The sequence below is a fragment of the Clostridium liquoris genome, from assembly GCF_002995785.1.
Classification (GTDB): Bacteria; Bacillota; Clostridia; order Clostridiales; family Clostridiaceae; genus Clostridium_AO; species Clostridium_AO liquoris.
Map to the genome: position 1 here is coordinate 111,597 of NZ_PVXO01000005.1, position 26,380 is coordinate 137,976.

Genomic DNA, 26,380 nt, shown 5'->3' on the forward strand with positions numbered 1-26,380 from the left:
AATAAAAGAAAGGAGTGACCCTATGGGGGAAAATGAAAACTCTAAGCATAAATGGGTTAGCTTACATCAGCATACGGAATACTCGCTTTTAGATTCTTCTGCAAAAATTCCGGAACTAATACAAAGGGCTAAAGAATTGGGTATGGAAAGTATAGCTATAACAGACCATGGTGTTATGTATGGGTGTGTAGAATTTTATAAGGAAGCGGTAGCCGCAGGAATTAAACCTATTATAGGATGTGAAATCTATGTAGCTCCAAAATCTATGTATATAAAGTGTAATGATAAAGATAATGAAAATCAACACTTGGTATTGCTAGTTAAAAATGAAGTAGGATATAGAAATCTAATGAAGATTGTAAGTAAGGCATCTATAGAAGGATTTTATTATAAACCAAGAGTAGACCATGATTTTTTAAAAGAACATAGTGAAGGCCTAATTGCTTTAAGCGCTTGCCTTGCTGGAGAAGTTCAATCTCAAATATTAAATGGTAATATAAAAAAGGCTGAAGAAACAGCTTTATTTTATAAAAATATATTCAAAGATGGTTTTTATTTGGAATTGCAATACCATGGAATGAAGGAACAATTAAAGGTTAATAATGAACTTATAGATATGTCGAGAAGGCTGGATATACCATTGGTAGCTACTAATGATGTACATTATATAAGAAAAGAAGATTATAAACCTCATGATATACTTCTATGTATTCAAACCGGGAAAACTGTAGATGATGAAGAAAGAATGAGATATCCCTCAGATGAGTTTTATTTAAAATCTCCTGATGAAATGTACCAAATTTTTAGTCATGTTCCAGAAGCCTTGGAAAATACGGTTAATATAGCAGAGCAATGTAACTTTGACTATGAATTTCATAAGTCTAAGTTACCAAATTTCCCTCTTCCAAAGGAAGTTGACCACTATGAATATCTTAAGGATATATGTTATAAGGGATTAAAGGAAAGATATAGCCAGGTAACAAAGGATTTAGAGGACAGACTACTGTATGAGTTAAAGGTAATTAAAGACATGGGATATGTGGATTACTTCCTTATAGTTTGGGATTTTATTAGGTTTGCAAGAGAAAATGGAATAATGACTGGTCCAGGCAGAGGTAGTGGAGCAGGTTCTATAGTTGCATATACTTTGGGTATCACAAAAATAGATCCAATTAAATATGGGCTTATTTTTGAAAGATTTTTGAATCCAGAAAGAGTTTCAATGCCAGATATAGATAGTGATTTTTGTTATGAAAGAAGACAAGAAGTTATTGATTATGTTGTTAATAAATATGGAGTAGATAATGTATCACAGATTATAACCTTTGGTACCATGGCAGCAAGAGCTTGCATAAGAGATGTAGGAAGAGCTATGAATTATTCATACGCTGAAGTAGATAGAATAGCTAAGATGATTCCTACTATGCTTAATATAACAATTGATAAAGCCCTGGAATTAAATCCGGAACTAAAGAAAGCTTATGAAGAAGAAGATAGAGTAAGGGAATTAATACAGGTAGCTAAAAAACTAGAAGGGCTGCCAAGGCATACATCAACTCATGCTGCGGGAGTAGTAATAGCATCTGAGCCTTTAGTAAACTATGTACCCCTTCAAAAAAATGAGGGTAACATAGTAACGCAATTTACCATGGGAACATTAGAAGAATTAGGCTTATTGAAGATGGACTTTTTAGGCTTAAGAACATTAACTGTAATAAGGGATGCCATAACTATGATAAGACAAAATAAAGGTGTTTTCATAGATTTAGATAAATTAGGCTTTGAAGATGAGGAAGTTTACAAAATGATTAGTGAAGGTAAAACTGTAGGTGTATTTCAACTTGAGTCCCCTGGAATGACCAGTTTTATGAAAGAACTAAAACCGGATTCCTTGGAAGACATAATAGCTGGAATAAGTCTTTATAGACCAGGACCTATGGCGGAAATACCTAAATATATTTCAAACAAAAAGAACCCTGATAAAATAGAATATTTAACCCCGGAATTGGAGGGTATTCTTTCAGTTACCTATGGTTGCATGGTTTACCAAGAACAGGTAATGGAGATTGTTAGAAAATTGGCTGGGTATTCTATGGGAAGAAGTGACCTTGTAAGACGTGCCATGTCTAAAAAGAAACACAAGGTTATGGAAGAGGAAAGAAAGAATTTTATTTATGGTATTGTGGATGAAAACGGGAATATAGAGGTGCCAGGCTGCATACGTAATGGTATAAAAGAAGAAATAGCTAATAAAATATTTGACCAAATGGTGGATTTTGCTTCCTATGCATTTAATAAATCCCATGCTGCTGCTTATGCAGTAATAGCTTATCAAACAGCTTATTTAATGAGATATTATCCAACAGAATTTATAGCAGCTATGCTAAATAGTGTGATGGGTAATAACGAAAAAGTTGCCTATTATGTAAGGTTTGCCAATGAAAGAGGTATAGAAGTGCTGCCTCCAAATATAAATAAAAGCTATAGTAAATTTAATGCACAAGAAGACAAGATAATATTTGGTATGGCATCTATAAAAAATGTAGGAGTAAATGTAATAGAAAGTATAGTGAAATCTAGAAACGAAAAAGGTAACTTTATAGATTTAATTGATTTTTGTAATAAGGTAGACTTAAGCTGTGTTAATAAAAGGGCTGTAGAAAGTTTGATAAAATCAGGAGCTTTTGATACTTTTGGAATATATAGATCAAAAATGCTGGCAGTATACGAAAAGGTGTTAGATGGTGTAAATAATGATAGAAGGAAAAATATAGATGGACAGATAAATCTTTTCTTAGATTTTAAAGAAAGCACGGTAAAGATAGAATATCCTAATATAAATGAATTTGATAAAAAATATATATTAGCTATGGAAAAAGAAATGACAGGATTATATATATCAGGACATCCACTTGAAGAATATAAGGATATATTAAATAGTAGTTCTATTACAAAAATACCTGAAATAATTGACTCTGAAACTTTAGAGGATGAGTTGGTAGAACAAGAAAGAAAGATAAAGGATGGAGAGATAGTCAAAATAGGGGGAATTATTACTTCAGTAAATAAAAAGGTGACTAAAAATAATGAAATGATGGCTTTTATAACCATAGAAGACCTATATTCCTCTATTGAAGTTATTGTATTTCCGAAAACCTTTAATAGGTATAGGGACTTAATTGATGCAGATTCAATGGTAATAGTAAAAGGAAGAGTAAATATAAGAGAAGGTGAACAGCCTAAGATATTGTGTGAAAATGTAGAAGCATTATGTGAAAATGGAGAAAAGCGCAATTCTTATAATAAAATTTACATAAGAATTCAGCAAGAAAAGTATGTAAATGATGTTATGAAAAAATTAAAACCGGTATGTATACAATATAAAGGTAATATACCAATATATTTATATGTTAGTGAAAACAAAAGATCATTTTTAATTAATAAGAATTTATGGATAAATAGTGATAAAGAAATATTAACATATTTGAAAAATAGCTTTGGAGAAGAAAATGTAAAGGCTGTTTAGAATAATAGTATATTTATCACGGAAAGTAAGCAAAATATTATAGAAAAGATGATTGTTATCATTACATTCTTTAATACTTTGCTTACTTTTACTAATTATTTATATAAATCATTGCATATTTTACTTAATATTATTAAAATTAATAATATAGGTATAGAAGTTTTATTTTATAAAATAAGTGGGACTAAAAATGTCCAAGCGGTAACATAGGAGGTATAATATGAAAAAGATTGCTGTTTTAACAAGTGGTGGAGACGCTCCAGGTATGAATGCTGCTATAAGAGCAGTGGTTAGGACAGGTTTGGATAAAAAACTAACAGTTATGGGAATACAGAGAGGCTTTAGCGGCCTTATAAATGGTGAAATATTTGAAATGGACAGGAGAAGTGTTGCAGACATAATACAGAGAGGCGGAACTGTATTAAGAACGGCTAGAAGCGAAGAGTTTAAGACTGAAGCGGGTCAGAAGAAGGGGGCAGCAATTTTAAATGCCTTTGGAATAGATGGTCTTGTAGTAATTGGAGGAGATGGTTCTTTTCATGGTGCGAGGGCATTATCGAAATATGGAATTAATACTGTAGGACTTCCAGGAACTATAGATAATGACTTAGCTTACACTGATTATACTATAGGTTTTGATACTGCAGTAAATACAGTATTGGATGCTATAAATAAACTAAGGGATACATCCAGCTCTCATGAAAGAGTAAGTGTTGTGGAAGTTATGGGCAGAAATTGTGGAGATATAGCTTTATATGCAGGATTAGCAGGGGGAGCAGAAAGCATTATTGTTCCTGAAAAAGGCTATGATATAAATGAATTATGTAGAACTATATTAGAAGGCAAACTAAGAGGCAAGAGACATAACTTAGTCATTGTTGCAGAGGGCGTAGGTGGAGCTAATGATATTGCTAAGAAGGTAGAAGAGGTTACTGGAATAGGAGCAAGAGCAACAATATTAGGGCATATTCAAAGAGGAGGGAGTCCAACTTCTAATGATAGAATATTAGCATCTAGATTAGGGTATAGAGCGGTTGAGCTATTGATGGAAGGGAAATCCTCAAAGGTTGTAGGCGTAAAAGGTGGAAATGTAATAGATGTAGATATAGATAAAGCATTGGCAATGGAAAGGAAGTTTGATGAGAAGTTATATAACATAGCAATTGCATTATCGTATTAATAGAGTGTATATAAGGGGAGGAATGTTTTATGCAAAAAACTAAAATGGTTTTTACAATTGGACCAGCAAGTGATAAGGAGGATATATTAAGTGAATTAATAAAGGCAGGGATGAGTGCTTCAAGACATAATTTTTCCCATGGAACTCATGAAGAACATAGAACAAGAATAGAATTGGTAAGAAAACTCAGCCAAAAGTTTGGCAAGCAGATAGCAATAATACTTGATACTAAGGGACCAGAAATTAGAACTGGTGATTTTCAAAATGGCAAAGTAGAGCTATTAGAGGGGAATAAATTCACAATATATTGTGGAGAAGAAGTAATGGGTGATGAAACAAAATGTTCAATAACCTATGATGGACTTTCAGAGGATGTAAAACCTGGCAACATGATACTTATAGATGATGGTCTTATTGGAATGGAAGTGCAGGAAGTTGAAGAAAATAAGATCCACTGTATTATTAAAAATAACGGTTCTATAGGGAATCATAAAGGAGTAAATGTACCTGGTGTAGTTACATCATTACCATCTTTAACGGATAAAGATAAAGATGACTTAAAATTTGGATGTGAATTAGGGGTAGATATAATTGCTGCTTCATTCATAAGAAAGGCTTCTGATGTCTTAGCTATTAGAAAGGTATTAGAACAAAATGGCGGAAGTGATATACAGATTTTCTCAAAGATAGAAAATCATCAAGGGGTAGAAAATATTGATGAAATAATTAGATTTTCCGATGGAATAATGGTAGCAAGAGGAGATATGGGAGTAGAGATTCCAATAGAACAAGTTCCTTTAATTCAAAAAATGATTATAGAAAAATGTAATAAATCAGGAAAAGCAGTTATTACTGCTACACAAATGCTTGATTCAATGATCAGAAATCCAAGACCAACAAGAGCTGAGGCATCGGACATAGCAAATGCTATATTAGATGGTACGGATGCTATAATGTTGAGTGGAGAAACAGCTGGAGGAAAATATCCAATAGAGGCAGCTAGAACTATGTCTAGAATAGCTAAGGCTGCAGAATCCAAAATTGATTATGAAATTACTTTAAACAAAAATAGAGAATCTCATGTATTAAATGTAGCTAATGCTATAAGCATTGCAACTTGTACAACTGCAACAGAATTAAATGCTTCTGCTATAATTACAGCTACCCAAAGTGGCCATACAGCTAGAATGGTTTCAAAATATAGACCTGCCTGCCCAATTATTGCTGTAACTCCAAGTAAAAGTGTTGCAAGGAAATTGGCTTTAAATTGGGGGGTATTTCCTATATTAACTAATAAAGTAGAATCCACAGATGAACTTATTGAAACCTCTGTTGAAATGGCATTAGAATCGGGGTATGTAAACAAAGGAGATCTAGTAGTAATTGCTGCTGGAATACCTGTTAGTTATTCAGGAACCACCAATATGCTAAAGGTTCATGTGGTAGGAGATATTTTAGTCCAAGGAAGAGGAGCTGGAATAAATCCAGGTTATGGCACAGTAAAGATTGTAAATAGTCCAAAACAGGCGAATGAAATTATAGAACAGGGTGATATACTAGTAATCAAAAATTCAGATATTGAATACATTTCTGTACTAGATAGGGTTGGAGGAGTAATAACAGAAAAGGGTGGATTAACTTCACACTTAGCTATAGAGTGTATTACTCAGGAAATACCTTATATCTGTGGTGCAGGTGGAGCAATGGAAGTATTAAAAAGTGGTTCCTTTGTGACTATGGATGTAAAAAGAGGAATTGTGTACAATGGAAAGGTTACAATTTCATAAATTGATGAATAGTATTTAAGAGTGTCTGCTGTCAGGCACTTTTTTTAAAATTGACAACCCAATATATCAAATGTAGAATTAAATTAAAATATGGTAAAGGGAGATGTTATATTTGGAATATAGAAAACTTGGGAAATCAGAATTAAAAGTATCAGCAATAGGGTTTGGGGGAATACCTATTCAGAAAACTAATAAGGAACAAGTAAAAGAACTTTTAATTAGATGTGAAGAAAAGGGAGTAAATTTTATAGATACTGCTAGAGGGTATACAGTTTCAGAGGAATATATAGGATATGCATTGGAAGGAAGAAGAGAAAAATGGATTATTGCTACTAAATCCATGGCAAGGGATAAGGATTCAATGATAAAAGATGTGGAGAAGAGTTTAGAAAATCTAAGAACGGATTATATAGATTTATATCAACTTCACAATGTAAAGACTGATGAGGATTACTATAAGGTATTAAGTGAGGATGGTGCATATAATGCTTTATTAGAAATGAAGGGAAAAGGTAAAATAGGACATATAGGAATTACATCTCATAGTTTAGATATACTTAATATAGCTGTGGAAACAGGAAAATTTGAAACCATAATGTATCCTTATAATTTAGTTGAAAATCAGGGTGAAAAGCTATTTAATAGAGCAAAGGAGTTGAACATAGGAGTTATTGCCATGAAGCCTATGGCTGGAGGAGCACTTACAGATGGGAAATTAGCTTTAAAGTACATTCTACAAAATAATAATGTTACAACAGCCATACCCGGTATGGCAACTCTTGAAGAAATAGAGGAAAATACCAAGGTAGGAGAAAACTTAGATATTCTTACTGAAGATGAGAAGAATAAAATAGTAGAAATATCTAAGGAATTGGGAACAGAATTTTGCAGAAGATGTGGATACTGCGGACCATGTCCTGAGGGAATTGATATACCAGGTATATTGATTTTAAAAGCATACAAAGAAAGATATGGTTTACAGGAATGGGCTGAACAAAGATACTATAGCATAAAAAATAGAGCTAAGGATTGTGTGGAATGTGGCAGCTGCGAAAAGAAGTGCCCGTATGATTTACCTATAAGAAAAATGCTCAAAGAAGTTAGAAAGTGTTTTAATGAATAAAAAAATAACAAGGTTTACAGTTTTATTTTAACTTTTTATCTATTTTTTATTATATTAATGATACAAAATCAATTTTTTGTTGTATAATAAAAATATATGTGGATAAAATAAAAAGATAATGAAAATAAGGACAACTGATTCTTACTATGCACCTTTTATAGGTGCAATTTTTTTATTGCATTGAAATCCTCTTTATTATACTATTATACATGTATTTATGTATAAAATACTTATTAAAAGGTGATAATATGGCAAAAAATATTCCAGTAGAAAAAAATAAAGATTATATTGTTGATATAAGCGGTATGGGCAGTGAAGGTGAAGGAGTAGGCAAAATAGAAAACTTCACAGTGTTTGTCCCACAAGCAATAAAAGGGGAGAGATGTAATGTAAGGATAGTGAAAGTAAATAAAAATTTTGCTTTTAGCAAATTGCTTAAAGTTTTAGAACTTTCTCCAAGCAGAGCAGAAGCTGTTTGTCCAATATATAATAGATGTGGTGGATGCCAAATACAGCATATATCCTATAAAGGCCAGTTAGAGTTTAAGAGACAAAAGGTAAAGGATGTTTTAAATAGAATAGGAAAGATAGATGCAAAGGTAGAACCAGTTATAGGTATGAAAAATCCATATAGATATAGAAATAAGGTACAACTGCCTGTGGGAAAACATAATGAGGAGATAAAAATAGGGTTTTATGCTCATAGAAGTCATGAAATTATTGATATAAATGCATGTTTCATACAGGATGAAATAGGAGATAAAGTTATTGCATTAACTAAGGAATGGATAAAGAAATATAAAGTTGAACCCTATAGTGAGGAAATGGATAAAGGCATTATAAGACATATAATGATAAGAAAAGCATTTAAAACAGGTGAGATTATGGTGGTTATAGTTACAAGAACTGAAGAACTACCTTATAAGAAAGAGTTTATTAATATGATTGTGGAACATATACCTGGATTAAAAAGCCTTATACAAAATGTTAATAATAAAAAAACAAATGTAATATTAGGCGGGGAAAATATTACCCTTTGGGGAAAAGACATTATAGTAGATTACATAGGAAAGTTTAAATTTAATATAGCTCCATTAGCCTTCTTTCAAGTTAATCCTACCCAAACAGAAATATTATATAATAAAGTCTTGGAATATGCTGATTTAAAAGGAGAAGAAGTAGTATTTGATGCTTACTGTGGAACTGGAACAATCTCCTTATTTTTATCACAGAAAGCAAAAAAGGTATATGGAGTGGAAATTATAAAGGATGCCATAGACAATGCTATAATAAATGCTAAGGAAAATGGTGTTAATAATGCTGAATTTATTGTGGGAAAATCGGAAGAAGTAATCCCAGGGCTTATTAACAAAGGAATAAGAGCAGACGTAGTGGTGGTAGATCCTCCAAGAAAGGGCTGCGAAAAATCCCTTTTAGAGGAAATTGCCAAAATGAGCCCAAAAAGAATAGTATATGTATCCTGCGACCCAGCAACTCTTGCCAGGGATTTAGGAATTTTAAAAGGTTTAGGATATGAAGCTAAAAAGGTGCAGCCAGTGGATATGTTCCCGCAAACGAGCCACGTTGAGTGCGTGACATTGATGTCAAGGGTTGAGAAGTAGGGGTATTCAAAACACTGATAAATAAAGGGTTTTCAAGGTTGTAAGATTTTCTGTCTGATGTCTGGCAGTCCTCTTAACCTTGGAAATCCTTATTTTTATTTATTGAGGAAACAGGTCGACTGTAAAAAAGTGTGTAGGGTTGAGTTGACAGATTAGATAAAATCGTAGGGTCGAGGAGATAGGATAGATATACATGGGGTTAAACAGATAATTGATTGAGAAAACACTTAGTAATTTAGGACTAAAGAACTTGAAATTATAGCGCAATGCGCTATAATGATAGTAGAAATTAAAACTTAAAGAGGAGATTCACTATGATTAATATAAAGAAAAAGTCGCTTTCTGGTTTTACTTTTATCGATTTATTTGCAGGATTAGGTGGTTTTCGAATTGCATTAGAATCGCTGGGTGCAAAATGTGTTTATTCAAGTGAATGGGATGAACCTGTAAGAGAAGTTTATGCAGAGAATTTTGGAGATATCCCTGATGGAGACATTACTCAAGTAGATGAAAACTCTATTCCTGATCATGATATTCTATGTGCTGGATTTCCATGTCAGGCTTTCTCAATAAGTGGGAAACAGCGTGGATTTGAAGATAGTAGAGGTACATTATTTTTTGATGTCGCAAGAATTGTGAAAGCTAAGAAGCCAAAGGTAGTTTTTATGGAAAATGTTAAGAATTTTGCTTCTCATGATAATGGTAATACTTTGTCCGTGGTAAAAACCATTATGGAAGAGTTGGGGTATACATTCCATCAGAGAGTTTTAAACGCTGCTGATTATGGAATTCCTCAAAAGAGAGAGCGTATTTACATGGTTTGCTTTAGAAATGATTTAGACATTGAAGAGTTTAATTTTCCAAAGCCTTTCCCATTGAAAAAACATGTTGAAGACTTTTTATTAGAAGATGAAAGCCAGGTAGAACATCTATACATACAGAGGCCAGATACTTATTTCAATGGGGTGGAAGATAACAAGTACAGTAACAAACCAATTAGATTAGGAATAGTAAATAAAGGCGGTCAAGGTGAAAGAATATATAGTGTAAAAGGGATAGCGATTACGCTATCGGCTAACGGTGGAGGAATATTTGCCAAAACGGGAGGATACTTAATTAATGGAAAAACCAGAAAATTGCATCCTAGAGAATGTGCTAGACTAATGGGGTTTCCAGATAGTTACAAAATTTGCAAGAGTGATAATCAAGCCTATAAGCAATTTGGTAATTCTGTAGTTATTGATGTTTTGCAACTGATTGGTCAAGAGATAGGAAGTGCCATGGAGGGAGCAAAGAATGAGGGAAATAGAATTCAGACAATGGCTATCTAAAAATAATATATCCAAAAAGATGCAAAGTGATCTTGTGTCGAGATTGAAACGTTTTGAAAAGGCGATAGAAAACTGCGATATTGATGAGCAATATCGCAGTGATAAGTTTTATTACCTATTCTCCCTTTTTCAAAACAAAGGTTTAAATGACAATATGAATAAGTTTAAAAATGTAGATTTGCCAATTGGTAAATACCAGCTTAGTATATTTAAGTATGCACTAAATAAGTATAAGCAATTCATTGAGGACGAGATTACCTCAAAGCCTGAATGAACTCATCTGGTCCAATACCGCTTTTATTTGACTTTAAGTCAATTGAAAAAATGACGTTTGCATTAAATGTATTAGAAAGCTTTCTGATTTCGTATTCAGAGTCTCGTAGAGAGAACATATATTCATAACCGTGTAATAGGAAACGTTGGTTGTGTAAGGATTCCGCTGAAACGACAAAAAGCTTGCCAGCATCTGTTCTTGAGCTTTCAATATTATAGCCATTGGATTTAATATAGTTTAGAACATTGGATATATTACTCTTTCCAACATGACTTGACCCACTGCGTTTAACTCTGTATTTAGCACTAACATTAAAATATTCACTAAATCTTTCAACAGGTAAAATAGTATAGTTATTTGTTATAAAATAGCGAGCACCCTTATTTCTGTAGCTGTCGATAATCCAATTTGAAAAGATTTCAGAACCATTATTCATTACTATATCTTTTCCTGCTGTTCCAGCCTCCTTAAACTCGTCAAATTGGGCATTCATATGTTCAATGATTTGTTTTGCGTATGTATTAATTGGAGTGGTATTTAGACGGCTATAAATAAATGTACTTGATGCAATATCTGGTAGCAAAACAAATTGACCACATTGTGCTGGAGAGTGCTTTGCATCAATGTAAAAAATATTGCCAGACTTAGTTGTAACTTTAATGTCTGGTATAGTGGAGTCAGATCCCCCCTCATGTTTAAAGCTTGCATAATCACCGAATTTTCTATTTAAATATTCGGTACAGTCAATTTCAAAATCTTCCCATATTGATGACATTATATTACCTCCTCTTTTTTTAAGATGTTTAATGATACAATCACCTAACTTTTTAATGACATTAACTGTCATTGCATTTCCAGCCTGCATAAGTAAGTGTCTATTTGTAACACTGTCTTTTACTTTTTCTGCATATTGTACAGGAAAACCTTGTAAAAGTAGTGCTTCAAAACCTGTTAGTTCTTTAATGGCATGATTTTTTATGTAAAAGATCCCGTCTCTTTGAGAGCGTAAAGTTGGCACCTTTCCACGGTATAACCTTAAATCTGACATTCTTGTATCGATTATAAGTAATTCTTCATCCAAGAAATCTGTTGGTACATACTTTCCCTGATTTGTTGGGTTTTTTAGGTAATATGTGAATTTTTCAAGATTAATCTCTGATATATCGTTGTTTGAATCAATTAAATAATTTTCTAAACCAGGTACGGGCTCTACTGTTGGCCATTCGAAGCCATCGGCAGAAAGATTCGATTTTTTATCAAATCCAATGAAATATACTCGTTGCCGCATTTGAGGAACGCCGTAATCAAGGCTGTTTAAAACCTTATAAACAACTGAGTATCCAATATCATCAAATTCAGTCATAATCTTTTTAATTGTTGCACCTTTGTCATGGCTCACAAGTCCACGTACATTTTCTAATATGAAACATTTCGGGCGAGTCTCGTTAAGGATTCTTATAAGGTGAAAAATGATCTGCCCTCTATCATCATTAAATCCTGCTTTTCTACCTATGACAGAGAATGTCTGACAAGGGAATCCTGCAATTAGAAGATCAAATGATGGTAGAGTTTCACTTTTAATTTTTTTTAAGTTTCCATAATTCTTTTCATTTTCAGTATCAAACATCTGTTTATATGTTGCTACCGATAGTCTACTTGTATCTGAATAACCGACACATCTTAATCCACTTTGCTCTAAACCGAGCCTTCCGGCTCCGATTCCCGAACAAAAGTCGAAAAATGTATTTATTTTCATAATGACCTCCGTATATTTGCTTAGACTTCTGCTTAATAAGGCTAGTCTTTTATTATTTCAACGATATCGGAAATATCGCAGTCAAGTGCTTTACAAACTTTAGTTAAAGTTTCTGTACTTACATTTTCATTCTTCGCCATTTTAGTAATGGAAGATGAGCTTATTCCTGCAGCTATCTGTAAATCTTTCTTTTTCATATCTTTGTCGATAAGTAATTTCCATAATTTTTTATAACTTATGGACATCAATTTCCACCTCTCAACTTCTACATTAAAAGAAGTAAAGTGGCTTAATAATAGGCCACTTTACAAGTCCTTTTTCAAGTATATCACCTCAAAATGTAAAAAACAATGCTTAAAGCATGAATAATCATGCGATAGCAAGATTTTCATGCAGAATCGATTGAAAGCTCTTTATTACGATGTTACAATATTATCCAAGGGATTAATAAAAAGAGAGATATTTTAGAAGCAGAATAAATCTTTTTAACATTGATTGGAGAGGGGGATAATATAGTGGCGGGTAATCGTTCTTTTAAAGACTATGTGGCAGATAGGTTCTATAATGAAATATTTGCTGCTATACAAAGTTACACCACGGATAACTACGATGATTTAGACTTAAGGCTATACAGGGTTCGAAATATTGGTGGCATAGAATTATCAGATATAGAAGTAAAGTTTGTATCTGTTAATGACTTACCAGGTATGAAAATAGAATTTGATGTTGTTGTGGAAGCCGAATTAGAAGTCCGTGAGTCAGACTATCATTATGATGAATCGGAAAATTGTAGGCAGTGGTTTATGCTGACATGTTCAGGAGATTTGGCTTGCAATTTAGATGACTTTACAATCTCTAGTGTAACTGAGTATACCAGTAAAAATAAGCAGCCCAAACCTATGTCGGACTCTCTTGTCCCTATCATTCATAAGGAGCAACTTGAATCTGTCGCTACAGACTTTCTTCGCAGACATTACCCAGAAGCACTAAAAACCCCAATGGCAATTGAACCACAAGTACTAGCAGAAAAAATGGGTCTTACAGTGGAAATGAGAGAAATTACAAAGGATTTCTCTGTTTTTGGACAGCTATACTTTCATGATTGTGATGCAGTATTCTATGATGAAGACAGTGATGAAATGGTACAGACCCATGTAGATGCCAGAACTATCATAGTTGATCCAAAAGCGTTCTTCCTACGTAATCTAGGATCGGTAAACAATACCATTGTCCATGAGTGTGTTCATTGGGATCAGCATAGAAAAGCATTTGAATTGGAGCGGCTCTATAACAACAGTCTAACACGAATCAAGTGTCAGGTTGTTGGTGGCATAAAAGACAATAGCAGAGATGCAACTGATTGGATGGAATGGCAGGCAAATGCTCTCACTCCAAAGATACAAATGCCACTTGCAATGTTTAAAACCCAAGCGTTTAAGTATATTAAGCAATTTCGTACGGAATTAGGAACGTCTGAACTTATAGATGTAATGGAACCAGTTATTGACGCTTTGGCTACGTTTTTCTGTGTTTCTCGAACCGCAGCAAAAATCCGAATGATTGATGCTGGGTATGAGGAAGCAATTGGAACTTTTACTTACATAGATGGTCGTTACGTCAAACCTCATAGGTTTAAGAAAGGTGCACTTGAAAGAAATCAAACGTTCTCTATAAGTGCGGAGGATGCTGCCATCCAAAGCATAACTAATCCTGAAATGGCAGCTTTAGTTGGAGATGGAAGTTATGTTTATGTAGATTCTCACTTTGTTTTAAATCATCCCAAATATTTAACACAGGATATATTTGGACAGACTGTACTTACTGATTATGCACGAACCCATATGGAAGAATGCTGTTTGGTTTTTAACTTATCAGTCAAGTCTGGATGTAAGGAAAGATATTATACTGAATGTTTTCTCAACCGAGATAAGACATCAAATATTGATTTCGACATAAAATACTGTAACGGTTTTGAACACGCGACTCCAGAGAAGAAAGCAAAGATACTAGCTGATACACTGGCTGAAGAAACGCGGATCTATAATGAACTGCCAAATAGTTATACAAGCTCTCTTAAAATAGTGCGTGAATGGAAAAATGTAACTTATAAAGAATTAGCTGAACGAATACTGATTAATGAACGTACTATAAGACGAATCGTTAATGGTGAAGAGCCAGGTTCTATCAATTCCATAATCTTAATTTGCCTTGGACTTCATCTACCACCTAATATTAGTAGTCATATAATTCGCAATTCCCCCTTTTCGTTAAACTTCAATAACGATAGTCATATTTGGTATAATTTTGCCCTGACTCACCTATATCCAAAATCGATGGATGAGATTAGAGCGTTTTTACAGGAACATGGTGCAGACCCATTATAAAATTTCAAAATATTTTTGAAAAAGCGGACACGGGATGTCCGTTTTTTTAGCTGTTAGGCACATGAGCCATACATGAATCCTTTTAAGGGTTTGTGTATGGCTTTTTTTATTGCTGTTTTTAGGTGTTTATGAGGAGAAAAGCATCATTTTGAGTATGAAATAACCGGGCATGAGGTGTCCGCCAAGGCTGTCCATTTCTACCTTACAATAATATTAGACGAAGGAAAGGTCCTTCGTAAGTAGCTAGATTAAGACCGTTTCCTCGTCTACAAAAAAATATCGAATGCCTGATTTGCAATAAGGGCAGAGGATACATATTGTTTCGCTCCAATCCGTAAGGATTGTTGCGGTGCAATAGAAGTACCTTACCTTATTGCGCTCATTTTCAGGATAAAAAGGTCTGTGTACTTCTGGTACAGGCCTATTTTTGTATCCTTTGCCGCCAATGCAATCCGGCGGAAAGGATGCAAAATGAAAATTAGAATTCAGCACGAAAACAAATCTATCTATCTGGAGGTACCAGACGAGGACTTCACCTTAATGATTGAGGCGGATTATGAGGACAGGCTGTCTTCTGCAGAGGACAAAGAAACCGTGACCCGGCGCTCTCCACAGGAGATAATGGACGAACGTTTCAACAAGCCGGAGTACAATAACTGGCACAAATTTGACAGGCATAGAGGTATGCCAAAGAAACCATTCCGCAAGGATGACCAAGAGGTTGATGAAACCGACCATATGGACTATTTTCCTGACTACTCAGATGAAATGGCTAGAGAGAAAAAAGAAGAGTATGAGCATATCTGTGAAATTATTCGCAAGGCTCTCAAGAAAAAACAAGCGGAGCTACTGATAGCTATAGTCTTGGATGGTGTTTCGGTAACGGAGTATGCAGAACGTGAGGGAGTAAGTGTAAGTGCCATTTCACACCGCTTAGATACAGCTAAGAAAAATTTCAAAAAAATCTATCCAAAATCCTCAACTTTCCCCTCTTGCCACGGCTAATAGTTAGAGGGCAGCAAATAAACGCTCTCGGAAAGAGGTGAATACATGAAGCACAACTTGAAAATCAGTGTTTCAAAAAAACCACAGACTGGCGGGATTGTTTCCTGTCGAAACGTCACCATTAGGGAGCGTTTCCTTCGTTTTTTACTTGGTGATAAGCAGAAAATAACCATCCTTGTTCCGGGTGACACCGTACAGGAACTCGCCATCAGTGAGATTAAGGAAGGAGGAATAAACCATGAGCAAGATCAAGCTACTTCTTGATGTGGTTTCCGATATGCACTCTTTGGCAGACAGCATACAAGCGGTTGCTGATGTAATGGCAGGCAATGAACCTGTCGAAACAAAAGAACCAACTTCAACTGTAAAAGAGCCTGAACCAAATAAAAAAGAAATCACTCTGGAGGAAGTCAGAGCAAAACTCGCTGAAAAGAGTCAAGCCGGTCTTACTGCCCAAGTAAGAGAAATAATCCAAAAATACGGAGGCTCTAAATTAAGCGAGGTGGACCCGAAACATTATGCAGATATGTTAAAAGATGCGGAGGTACTTGGTAATGAGTAATCATGCAGTTCTTTCCGCATCAGGAGCACATAGGTGGTTGAATTGCCTTCCGTCTGCACGATTGGAACTGGAGTTTGTAAATAACGAATCCAGTGCAGCTGCCGAAGGCACCGCCGCCCATGCTCTCTGCGAACATAAACTCAAAAAAGCACTTCATATGAGAAGTAAGCGTCCTGTCTCAGTTTATAACTCCGATGAGATGGAAGAACACAGTGATGCATATGTGGAATTTGTAATGGAGCAGTTGGAGCTGGCAAAGCAGAGCTGCACAGACCCTTTAATACTAATCGAACAGCGTCTTGATTTTTCTTGCTATGTTCCACAGGGATTTGGAACCGGTGACTGCATCATTATTGCCGATAAGAAACTTCACATTATCGATTTCAAGTATGGCATGGGAGTATTGGTAGATGCGGTGGACAATCCACAGATGAAGTTGTACGCACTGGGTGCTTTAGAAATTTACGATAGTTTGTACGACATCGAGGAAGTTTCCATGACCATTTTCCAGCCACGCAGAGAGAATGTCAGCACATGGACAATACGGGTAGAGGATCTGAAAGATTGGGCAGAAAAAGAACTAAAACCAAGGGCTAAAAAAGCTTATGACGGTGAAGGTGAATATCTTCCGGGTGAGTGGTGTACTTTCTGTCGAGCGGCAGTTAAATGCCGTGCTAGGGCCGAGGAAAAACTGAAATTGGCACAATCGGAATTCAAGCTACCCCCACTACTTACGGACTCTGAAATCGAGGAAGTTCTATCTAAACTGTCCGATCTTACGAAGTGGGCAAATGAAATCATTGCTTATGCCACCGATGCAGCTGTTAATCACGGTAAAGAGTGGCATGGTTTTAAGGTTGTTGAGGGCAGATCTGTCCGCAAATTCAAGGATGAAGATGCTGTGGCTGAAGTAGCCAAAGCAAACGGTTATAAAGATATCTTTCGTCAGAGTCTCATCACTCTTACGGAAATGGAAAGGCTGATGGGCAAATCAAAATTTGAGAAGATACTCGGTGATCTTATATACAAGCCACCGGGAAAGCCGACTCTGGTCCCGCTATCGGATAAGCGTCCGGCTATGAACGTATCTAATGCAAAAAACGAATTTAACGAAATAACGGAGGAATGTGAATATGAATAATAAAAACAGAACGAAGGTTATTACTGGTGTAAACACACGTCTCAGCTACTTTCATGGCTGGGAACCGGTATCCATCAATGGTGGGGCAGAAAAGTATAGTGTATCGGTATTGATTCCTAAATCGGATAAGGAAACCATTAATGCCATCAATGCAGCAGTTGATGCAGCTATTGAAGAGGGCATTGCAAAGTTTGGCGGTAAAAAACCAAATAAGGCTGCTATCAAGCTGCCGCTTCGAGATGGTGATGTAGAACGAGATGATGAGGCTTATAAAGGACATTATTTTGTAAATGCCAACAGCACTACTCCGCCTCAGATTGTAGATAAAGCAGTCAAGCCTATTCTGGATCGCAATGAGGTATACAGTGGTTGCTATGCAAGAGTGTCACTTAATTTCTATGCTTTCAATTCTAATGGGAACAAGGGTGTGGCCTGCGGACTTGGTAACATCCAGAAGATTAGAGACGGAGAGCCTTTAGGCAGCAGAACCACAGCGGCTGATGATTTCACCACAATTGAAGATGATGATTTCCTAGCATAACAGCTAAAGTATGAATACAAACGGGGTGGTGGAAGTTGTTCTTCTGTCACCTCGTTTGCATTGGAAAGGGTGTAATACATGAATTCTATATCTATTGATATTGAGACATTTAGTAGTGCCAATCTTCAAAAATGTGGAGTTTACCGTTATGCCGAGAGTGATGATTTTGAAATTCTATTGTTTGGTTATTCGGTTGATGGTGGTGCAGTTCAGGTGGTCGATCTTGCCTGCGGAGAGAAAATCCCTAATGAAATAATCAATGCCCTTATGGATAATTCCGTTACCAAATGGGCCTTTAATGCTATGTTTGAGCGTGTTTGCCTATCAAAATGGCTTAACCTTACTGATTATCTTGACCCTACATCCTGGAAATGTTCAATGGTATGGTCGGCTTATATGGGACTTCCGCTTTCTCTTGAAGGTGTCGGTGCAGTCTTAGGATTGGAAAAACAAAAATTGACGGAAGGCAAAGACCTCATTAAATATTTCTGTACACCTTGCTCCCCTACTAAATCAAACGGAGGACGAGTTCGTAATTTGCCAAAACACGACATGGATAAATGGGAGCGATTTAAAGCATATAACCTCCGTGATGTGGAAACTGAGATGTCAATACAGCAGAGACTATCTAAATTCCCGCTTCCAGAGAATATATGGTCAGAATATCATCTTGACCAGAAAATCAATGATCGTGGTATCGCTATTGACATGGCTTTTGTAAAACAAGCCGTCAAGATGGATGAACAGTCGCGGGAAAAGCTAATGGCTTTAATGCAGGATATAACTAATTTGGAGAATCCAAACTCTGTACAACAAATGAAAGAATGGCTTGCTGATAACGGATTGGAAACAGATAGCCTTGGTAAAAAAGCGGTTGCTGAGATGTTAAAGACAGCACCTGAACCACTAGGTACCGTTTTGGAACTTCGTCAGCAGCTTGCAAAATCATCGATAAAAAAATACACGGCAATGGAGAATGCAGTATGTAATGATGGTCGTGCAAGAGGAATGTTTCAGTTTTATGGAGCAAACAGAACTGGTAGGTTTTCGGGCAGGCTTATTCAACTACAAAATCTCCCTCAAAACCATATGCCTGATTTGGAACAGGCTCGTGCTTTAGCTCGTAGCGGAAACTTTGATGCTCTTACCTTACTATATGATTCTATCCCGGAGGTACTATCAGAACTTATCCGAACTGCTTTTATACCACAGGAGGGCATGAAGTTTATAGTTGCAGATTTTTCAGCGATTGAAGCTCGCGTTATCGCCTGGCTTGCGGGAGAAAAATGGAGAATAGATGTATTCCAAAATGGCGGTGACATTTACTGTGCAAGTGCATCTCAGATGTTTAATGTACCTGTGGAGAAAAACGGTGTTAATGGACATCTTCGTCAGAAGGGAAAAATTGCTGAATTAGCCCTAGGTTACGGTGGATCTATTGGTGCACTGAAATCAATGGGTGCTTTGGAGATGGGAATTGAAGAAGAGGAACTTCAACCTCTTGTAACGGCTTGGAGACAATCCAATCCCAATATTACAAAACTATGGTGGGATGTTGACCGTGCTGTAAAAACCTGCGTTAAGCAAAAAACTCCTACAGAAACACACGGTATTAAATTTATATATCAAAGTGGAATGCTCTTTATTGTCCTTCCTTCCGGCAGGCGACTTTCCTATGTGAAACCTCGTATGGGAGAGAATGTATTTGGTGGTGAGTCAGTTACTTATGAAGGTATCGGTGGGACGAAGAAATGGGAAAGAATCGAAAGCTATGGACCAAAATTTGTAGAGAATATTGTCCAGGCAATCAGTCGTGACATTTTGTGCCACGCCATGCAGACGTTAAAGAATTGTTCCATTGTGGCTCATGTGCACGATGAAATTATAATCGAAGCGGATATGAGTATGTCACTTTCTACTATTTGTGATCAAATGGCTAGAACACCAACATGGGCAAATGGTCTGTTACTTAGTGCTGATGGCTATGAGTGTCAGTTTTATCAAAAAGATTAAATATATTTTTTCAAAATCCTCAACATTCATTACCTCCTGTGGCTATTAGGTAGAGGGGTTTCCTCTCTGACTATATTACAGGAGGTAATTCGTATGGACGAATTAGTAAGAATCAACTATGAAAAAGACCGCCCCACAGTACTTGGCCGTGATTTGCATGCAGTTTTGGAAGTGAAAACACCCTATGATAAATGGTTTCCAAGAATGTGTGAGTATGGATTTGTGGAGGGTACGGACTTTTCGACATTTCTGTCGGAAAGTACTGGTGGAAGACCAGCTGTTGACCACCAAATAACAATTGATATGGCAAAAGAGCTATGCATGATACAGCGTACTCCAAAAGGAAAACAATGCCGCGGGTACTTTCTTGAAATTGAAAGACGATGGAACTCTCCAGAAGCAATCATGGCAAGGGCATTACAGTTTGCCAATCAGCAACTAAATCAAGTAAGGAATCAAAATAAATTACTTGAAGGTACGATTGCTGTCCAGAATCAGCAAATTGCGGAAATGAAACCGAAAGTCTCCTATTATGATGTAGTTCTAAATTGCAAAGACCTCATTTCTACATCAGCAATTGCCAAAGATTACGGCAAGTCAGCTATTTGGATGAACCGCTATCTTAATAAAAAGGGCATCCAATTTAAACAAGGTGGTATCTGGCTTTTATATCAGAAGTATGCAGAAAAAGGCTATACCAGCACCAAGACACATAGCTACATCGGTAGTAACGGTGAACTGCATACAAAAGTCCATACATATTGGACTCAAAAAGGCAGACTCTTCATTTACGAACTGTTGAAGGCGGACGGTATTTTGCCTCAGATAGAAATGGAGGGTGTGTAATGGGAATCAACAAATTTAACCATGAAGGATACCATGACCCAACTCCCCATGAAGCACTAACCAACATAATGAAAAAGAAAAAGGCAGAGAAAAAATCTGCCTTTAAGCCGCTTGTATATATCTGTTCTCCCTATTCCGGTGATGTAGAAGGAAACGTTAAAAAGGCTCGTAGTTTTTGCAGGTTTGCCTTAGACCAAAACTGTATTCCGATTGCTCCCCATCTTATGTTTCCACAGTTTATGGATGATGAAAACCCAGAGGAACGAGAGCTTGCCATATTTATGGACATCGTGCTTATGGGCAAATGCTCCGAGGTGTGGGTGCTGGGCAATACCATCTCAAGCGGTATGGCGAGGGAAATTGAAGTAGCCAAGAAACGCAGACAAATGGTCAGGTATTTTAGTCCGGAGCATGAGGAGGTTGATAGCTTATGAAAATTGCAGTAGGCAATAGCCGGATGGATAGAAAATGGAAAAACAAAGATATATCCTGGGAGGATTTTTGTTCCCGTGTAAAGACAACCCAACGTACTACAGAAACGGTAGAAGAATATCGGAAATTAAAAAGAGGTCAACAAGATGATATCAAAGATGTGGGTGGTTTTGTTGGAGGGCATTTAAAAGGAGGAAGGCGAAAGAAGGGCAATGTTTTATGCCGTTCTTTGCTTACCCTTGATATGGATTACGGTAGACCGGACATCTGGGAACAAATCAGTATGCTTTTTGATTTCAAATGCTGTGTTTATTCCACCCATAAGCACACACCGGAAAATCCAAGACTTAGGCTAATAGTTCCTCTTGCTCGTGAAATCAGCGAAGAAGAATACGCAGCCGTTGGACGTATGGTGGCAAAAGAAATCGGCATAGATCTTTTCGATGATACGACTTATGAAGCCCATCGCCTTATGTATTGGCCATCCACTTCCTCTAATGGTGAATTCGTCTATGAAGAGCAGGATGGAGAATTGCTTGACCCTGATGTTTATCTTTCAAAATATCAAAACTGGCGGGATACATCAACATGGCCAGTATCAAGCAGGCAGTCTGAAGTTATAAATCGCAGTCTTAAAGAGCAAGCAGACCCGCTTTTAAAGGAAGGTGTGGTAGGAACATTCTGTCGTGCCTACTCCGTTCGTGAAGCAATTGAGAAATTCTTAGGTGCAGTTTATGCACCTTCTACTATGGAAGGGCGATACGATTATATTCCAGCTGATAGTAGTGCCGGTGTGATTATCTATGATGATAAATTCGCATACAGCCACCATGCTACAGACCCAGCAAGTGGATTACTCCTCAATGCTTTTGATCTCGTTCGTATTCATAAATTCGGTTCTTTAGATGATAAAGCTTCTACCACTACAGCTCCTGGTAAGATGCCATCTTTTGTGGCAATGTGCGAGTTTGCTATAAAAGATGAAAGAGTAAAAGCTGAGTTTTCTAAGGAAAGACAGGCACAGGCTGAAGAGGAGTTTAGTGATGAGGATTGGCAGACAGCTTTGGAATTGGATAAGCAAGGCCGAATAAAAGACACTCTAGACAACATCGTTTTGATTATTCGTCATGACAAGGAATTACAGCATATAGCTTTTAATTGCCACCGTGATGGTATTGATGCCAAAGGTGGCCTGCCTTGGGAACAGATCAAGGCGGGTTGGAATGATTCAGATAATGCACTTCTTAAAGTGTATTTAAGCAGCAAATACGGAGTTTATTCACCTACCAAGACCAAGGATGCTGTGTTAGCGGTAGCGGCTGAACGAGCCTACCATCCTGTTAAGGAGTATCTGGACTCCCTGCCAAAATGGGATGGAATTAGTCGAGTAGATAATCTATTAATTGATTATTTCGGTGCAACAGATAATTCCTATACAAAAGCAGTCATCCGCAAAACGATGGTTGCAGCGGTAGCCCGCATTTATAGACCAGGCACAAAGTTTGATAGTGTCCTTATCTTAAACGGTCCTCAAGGTATCGGTAAGTCAACCTTCTTTGCAAAACTTGCTGGAGATTGGTTTTCAGATAGTTTGACCATTACGGACATGAAAGATAAATCTGGAGCTGAGAAACTTCAGGGATATTGGTTATTGGAACTGGGTGAGCTTGCTGGTATGCGTAAGACGGATGTGGAAATTGTGAAGTCTTTTATTTCGAGGGCAGATGATAAGTACCGGGCAAGTTATGGAGTCAATGTGGAAAGCCATCCCCGTCAATGTGTGATTGTAGGTTCAACAAATGCAGAAAGCGGGTTTCTTCGGGATATAACTGGCAATCGAAGATTCTGGCCAGTCCGTATTAGCGGTAATGGCAAAAAGAAAGCTTGGCAGATGACTAAAGAGGAAGTACAGCAGATTTGGGCAGAGACACTAGTGCTATATGAGAAGGGCGAAAAACTCTACCTTGAAGGTGATGATGCATCCATGGCAACTAGTGAGCAGGCAGATGCCATGGAAACAGATGAACGAGAAGGATTGGTTCGTACCTATCTGGATACTCTTTTGCCGGATGATTGGGACAGTATGTCTTTATACGAGCGTAGAAATTTCCTCGGCGGTAGCGAATTTGGCGGCGGCACCCGTGTTGGAACAGTAAAAAGAACCCTTGTCTGCAATATGGAGATTTGGTGTGAATGTTTTGGAAAAGATGCATCCTCAATGAGAACATCTGATTCTTATGCCATCGGTGCCATTATGAGAAAGATCAGTGGGTGGAACAAGTACACCGGGAACAAGAACGGAACAATCAATTTTCCTATCTATGGAAAGCAACGAGCTTATTCCCGAACCGAGGAACAAAGCTAGTTGTACCTTACCTTGTTCTCATGCTGGTTCTTTCCCCAAGGCTAGTAATCAAAAGGAAAATCTACGGTTCGGAACAAGTGGAACAAGAAGTATCCTATTTATTTATAAATAGTAAAAAAGAAGAAAGTGTAGCCTGTGCATACACGCATACGCGCGCGTATAGGAAAAATGGGTCAAAGTTGTTTTCTTGTTCCGAGCCTTTTTATATGGGAGGTATTTATGCTTGAAAAGTATATCGAAAAGAAACTGGTGGCTGAGGTAAAAAAGATGGGTGGCATTGCAGCGAAGTTTGTTAGTCCGGGTTTAGATGGGATGCCAGACCGCCTAGTGCTTTTACCACTTGGAAAGATGGCATTTGTGGAATTAAAGGCTCCCAGAAAGAAACCTCGTCCACTACAGATTAGAAGAATAAAGCAATTACAAAAGTTAGGCTTTACCTGCTATGTCATTGACGATGTAGAGCAGATTGGAGGGATACTCGATGAAATACAATCCTCATAAATATCAAACATATGCTACGAATTTCATACTCGAGCATCCCATAGCAGCGGTGTTTTTAGAGATGGGTCTTGGCAAAAGCGTAATTACTTTAACTGCTATATTTGATTTATGTCTTGATAGTTTTGAAATTGGAAAGGTTCTGGTCATTGCCCCACTAAGGGTAGCAAGGGATACTTGGCCAGATGAGATAAACAAATGGGAGCATTTAAAAGGACTGGAGTATTCAGTGGCTATTGGAACAGAACAGGAGAGGTTAGCAGCTCTTAGGAAACCAGCAAGTGTCTATCTTATAAACAGAGAAAATGTTGACTGGTTAGTAAACAAAAGTGGCATTCCTTTTGATTATGACATGGTGGTAATTGATGAATTGTCATCTTTTAAGTCCTATGGAGCAAAAAGATTTAAGAGTTTACTAAAAGTCAGACCTAGGGCGAAACGTATCGTGGGTCTTACAGGTACTCCATCCAGTAACGGGTTAATGGATTTGTGGGCAGAGTTTCGTATTCTCGACATGGGTAAAAGACTCGGCAGATACATAACTCACTACCGCAATTCCTTCTTTACTCCAGATAAACGTAATCAGCAGATTGTATTTTCATATAAACCGTTACCTGGGGCAGAAGATGCCATATATCGGCTAATTTCAGATATTACCATTTCAATGAAATCGGTTGATTTTCTAAAAATGCCAGAATGCATGATCAATGAAGTGCCTGTGTATCTAAATGACAAAGAACAATCCGTATATGATCACTTTCGTGAAGAGATGGTTCTTGAATTTGCTGATGAAGAAATAGATGCCATGAATGCAGCAGTCCTTTCGGGCAAACTCCTTCAAATGGCAAACGGTGCTGTCTATGATGATGATAAAAATACTCATATTATTCATGACCGCAAGCTGGATGCTCTTGAAGATTTAATCGAAGGTGCAAACGGCAAACCTGTTCTTATTGCATATTGGTATAATCACGATTTAGAGCGTATTAAAGCAAGATTTAATGTTAGAGAAATTAAAACATCCAAGGATATCAAGGACTGGAACAACGGTGATATTTCTGTGGCGGTTATCCATCCTGCATCAGCAGGACACGGTCTCAATTTACAAAGTGGTGGTTCAACACTTATTTGGTTTGGTCTTACCTGGAGTCTAGAACTCTATCAGCAAACAAATGCAAGACTTTGGAGACAAGGACAAAATGAAACCGTGGTTATCCATCACATTATTACTAAAGGCACGATTGATGAAGATGTGATGAGAGCCTTGAAACAAAAGGAAAAGACACAGTCCGATCTTATAAATGCTGTCAAAGCAAATCTGGGGAAAGCGAGGGGTGTTGTATGATGGATGCATTTGAAAAACTGGCAAATGCCATTATTCTACAGGCAGTCAAAGATTATCGTTTTGCTCTGAAAAGACTAGCAAAATACCCTCGCAATGATTCTGCTAGATATACGAAATGTGAGATTGAGCGTTTCTTTCATTCCGGGTATTTCAATACCCTAACATCCCTCGATCCTGAGATGCTAATTCAAAAGCTACATGAGGAGGTGGTGCGATGACGGCAAAGGAATTCTTGAAACAAGCTTATCGCTTAAATGAGCTGATTAATTCCGATCTTGAGGAGTTGCAAAATCTAAGGGAACTCTCAAGAAGTGTTTCATCTCCTGTTCTTGAGGAAAAAGTCAGTAAAACAAAAAGTACTGATCCACCTTTTGAAAAATACGTGATTAGAATAGTAGATTTGGAGAAGCAGATACAACAAGAGGTGGAACGTTTAATAAAGCTTAAGTCAGATATTCGTGAAGCGATTAACCAGATGGAAAATGTGGATGAAAAGCTGCTTCTTCGCTACCGCTACATTAACTTTCTTAACTGGGAAGAAATCTGTGTCAACCTTAATGTTTCTATGAGAACAGTGCATAGACTTCACTCATCAGCCTTGCAGCATTTAAAGGTTCCTAAATAAAAGTTGGCACACTTTGGCACAGGT

23 protein-coding genes are annotated in these 26,380 nt (G+C 36.9%); 21 read left to right on the top strand and 2 right to left on the bottom strand.

Going from position 1 to position 26,380, the window contains the following annotated elements:
- Nucleotides 1-22 precede the first annotated feature (22 nt).
- From CLLI_RS00915 to CLLI_RS00945, 7 genes are all read left to right on the top strand, one after another.
- Entirely contained in the window at nt 23-3,526 is a 3,504-nt protein-coding gene (locus tag CLLI_RS00915; protein WP_106062405.1) for a DNA polymerase III subunit alpha, read from the top strand.
- Nucleotides 3,527-3,746: 220 nt separating this feature from the next.
- The gene (gene pfkA / locus CLLI_RS00920) at nt 3,747-4,706 is read left to right on the top strand and encodes a 6-phosphofructokinase (protein ID WP_106062406.1); all 960 of its coding nucleotides are present in this window, start codon (nt 3,747-3,749) and stop codon (nt 4,704-4,706) included.
- 29 nt (nt 4,707-4,735) lie between these two features.
- Entirely contained in the window at nt 4,736-6,493 is a 1,758-nt protein-coding gene (gene pyk / locus CLLI_RS00925; protein ID WP_106062407.1) for a pyruvate kinase, read from the top strand.
- A gap of 112 nt (nt 6,494-6,605) precedes the next feature.
- On the top strand, nt 6,606-7,616 hold the full coding sequence (locus CLLI_RS00930; protein WP_106062408.1) for an aldo/keto reductase: 1,011 nt from the start codon (nt 6,606-6,608) through the stop codon (nt 7,614-7,616).
- A 248-nt stretch (nt 7,617-7,864) separates the two neighbouring features.
- On the top strand, nt 7,865-9,238 hold the full coding sequence (gene rlmD / locus CLLI_RS00935) for a 23S rRNA (uracil(1939)-C(5))-methyltransferase RlmD (protein ID WP_106062409.1): 1,374 nt from the start codon (nt 7,865-7,867) through the stop codon (nt 9,236-9,238).
- Nucleotides 9,239-9,552: 314 nt separating this feature from the next.
- Nucleotides 9,553-10,569 carry a DNA cytosine methyltransferase gene (locus CLLI_RS00940; protein ID WP_058009471.1) on the top strand — a complete coding sequence of 339 codons (1,017 nt, stop codon included), beginning with the start codon at nt 9,553-9,555 and terminating at the stop codon, nt 10,567-10,569.
- Entirely contained in the window at nt 10,535-10,843 is a 309-nt protein-coding gene (locus CLLI_RS00945) for a hypothetical protein (protein ID WP_216585076.1), read from the top strand. The genes CLLI_RS00940 and CLLI_RS00945 overlap by 35 nt, the downstream gene beginning before the upstream one ends.
- Here the strand turns inward: CLLI_RS00945 and dcm are convergent.
- Nucleotides 10,824-12,599 carry a DNA (cytosine-5-)-methyltransferase gene (gene dcm, locus CLLI_RS14670; protein ID WP_202861484.1) on the bottom strand — a complete coding sequence of 592 codons (1,776 nt, stop codon included), beginning with the start codon at nt 12,597-12,599 and terminating at the stop codon, nt 10,824-10,826. The genes CLLI_RS00945 and dcm overlap by 20 nt on opposite strands.
- Before the next feature lie 41 nt (nt 12,600-12,640).
- Entirely contained in the window at nt 12,641-12,844 is a 204-nt protein-coding gene (locus CLLI_RS00960; RefSeq protein ID WP_058009470.1) for a helix-turn-helix domain-containing protein, read from the bottom strand.
- A 270-nt stretch (nt 12,845-13,114) separates the two neighbouring features.
- On the opposite strand from CLLI_RS00960, the gene CLLI_RS00965 reads away from it, so the two are divergent.
- The 14 genes from CLLI_RS00965 to CLLI_RS01030 all read left to right on the top strand — a co-directional run bounded on the left by CLLI_RS00965 (nt 13,115) and on the right by CLLI_RS01030 (nt 26,356).
- The gene (locus CLLI_RS00965) at nt 13,115-14,983 is read left to right on the top strand and encodes a helix-turn-helix domain-containing protein (protein WP_106062410.1); all 1,869 of its coding nucleotides are present in this window, start codon (nt 13,115-13,117) and stop codon (nt 14,981-14,983) included.
- 471 nt (nt 14,984-15,454) lie between these two features.
- Nucleotides 15,455-15,988, top strand: a complete 534-nt coding sequence (locus CLLI_RS00970; RefSeq protein WP_242975485.1) for an ECF-type sigma factor — start codon at nt 15,455-15,457, stop codon at nt 15,986-15,988.
- Between the two features lie 45 nt (nt 15,989-16,033).
- Complete coding sequence (locus CLLI_RS00975; protein WP_106062412.1) at nt 16,034-16,252, top strand: hypothetical protein; 219 nt, start codon at nt 16,034-16,036, stop codon at nt 16,250-16,252.
- Nucleotides 16,227-16,550, top strand: a complete 324-nt coding sequence (locus CLLI_RS00980) for an rRNA biogenesis protein rrp5 (protein WP_106062413.1) — start codon at nt 16,227-16,229, stop codon at nt 16,548-16,550. Before CLLI_RS00975 ends, CLLI_RS00980 begins: the two co-directional genes overlap by 26 nt.
- Nucleotides 16,543-17,691: a DUF2800 domain-containing protein gene (locus tag CLLI_RS00985; protein ID WP_106062414.1), complete on the top strand. Its 1,149-nt coding sequence runs from the start codon at nt 16,543-16,545 to the stop codon at nt 17,689-17,691. The genes CLLI_RS00980 and CLLI_RS00985 overlap by 8 nt, the downstream gene beginning before the upstream one ends.
- The gene (locus CLLI_RS00990) at nt 17,684-18,232 is read left to right on the top strand and encodes a DUF2815 family protein (protein WP_044036310.1); all 549 of its coding nucleotides are present in this window, start codon (nt 17,684-17,686) and stop codon (nt 18,230-18,232) included. Before CLLI_RS00985 ends, CLLI_RS00990 begins: the two co-directional genes overlap by 8 nt.
- Before the next feature lie 78 nt (nt 18,233-18,310).
- Entirely contained in the window at nt 18,311-20,245 is a 1,935-nt protein-coding gene (locus CLLI_RS00995; RefSeq protein WP_106062415.1) for a DNA polymerase, read from the top strand.
- 93 nt (nt 20,246-20,338) lie between these two features.
- On the top strand, nt 20,339-21,091 hold the full coding sequence (locus tag CLLI_RS01000; RefSeq protein WP_050355257.1) for a phage antirepressor KilAC domain-containing protein: 753 nt from the start codon (nt 20,339-20,341) through the stop codon (nt 21,089-21,091).
- Nucleotides 21,091-21,525 (top strand): DUF7768 domain-containing protein, encoded by a 435-nt coding sequence (locus CLLI_RS01005; protein WP_106062416.1) that lies wholly within the window; start codon nt 21,091-21,093, stop codon nt 21,523-21,525. The genes CLLI_RS01000 and CLLI_RS01005 overlap by 1 nt, the downstream gene beginning before the upstream one ends.
- Entirely contained in the window at nt 21,522-23,888 is a 2,367-nt protein-coding gene (locus CLLI_RS01010; protein ID WP_106062417.1) for a virulence-associated E family protein, read from the top strand. Before CLLI_RS01005 ends, CLLI_RS01010 begins: the two co-directional genes overlap by 4 nt.
- Nucleotides 23,889-24,107: 219 nt before the next feature.
- Complete coding sequence (locus CLLI_RS01015) at nt 24,108-24,389, top strand: VRR-NUC domain-containing protein (protein WP_035150316.1); 282 nt, start codon at nt 24,108-24,110, stop codon at nt 24,387-24,389.
- A complete protein-coding gene (locus CLLI_RS01020; protein ID WP_106062418.1) occupies nt 24,370-25,731 on the top strand; it encodes a DEAD/DEAH box helicase in 1,362 nt (453 codons plus the stop codon). Before CLLI_RS01015 ends, CLLI_RS01020 begins: the two co-directional genes overlap by 20 nt.
- Nucleotides 25,728-25,949 carry a hypothetical protein gene (locus CLLI_RS01025; RefSeq protein WP_207655049.1) on the top strand — a complete coding sequence of 74 codons (222 nt, stop codon included), beginning with the start codon at nt 25,728-25,730 and terminating at the stop codon, nt 25,947-25,949. Before CLLI_RS01020 ends, CLLI_RS01025 begins: the two co-directional genes overlap by 4 nt.
- Entirely contained in the window at nt 25,946-26,356 is a 411-nt protein-coding gene (locus tag CLLI_RS01030; protein ID WP_035150326.1) for a DUF1492 domain-containing protein, read from the top strand. Before CLLI_RS01025 ends, CLLI_RS01030 begins: the two co-directional genes overlap by 4 nt.
- Nucleotides 26,357-26,380: the final 24 nt, after the last annotated feature.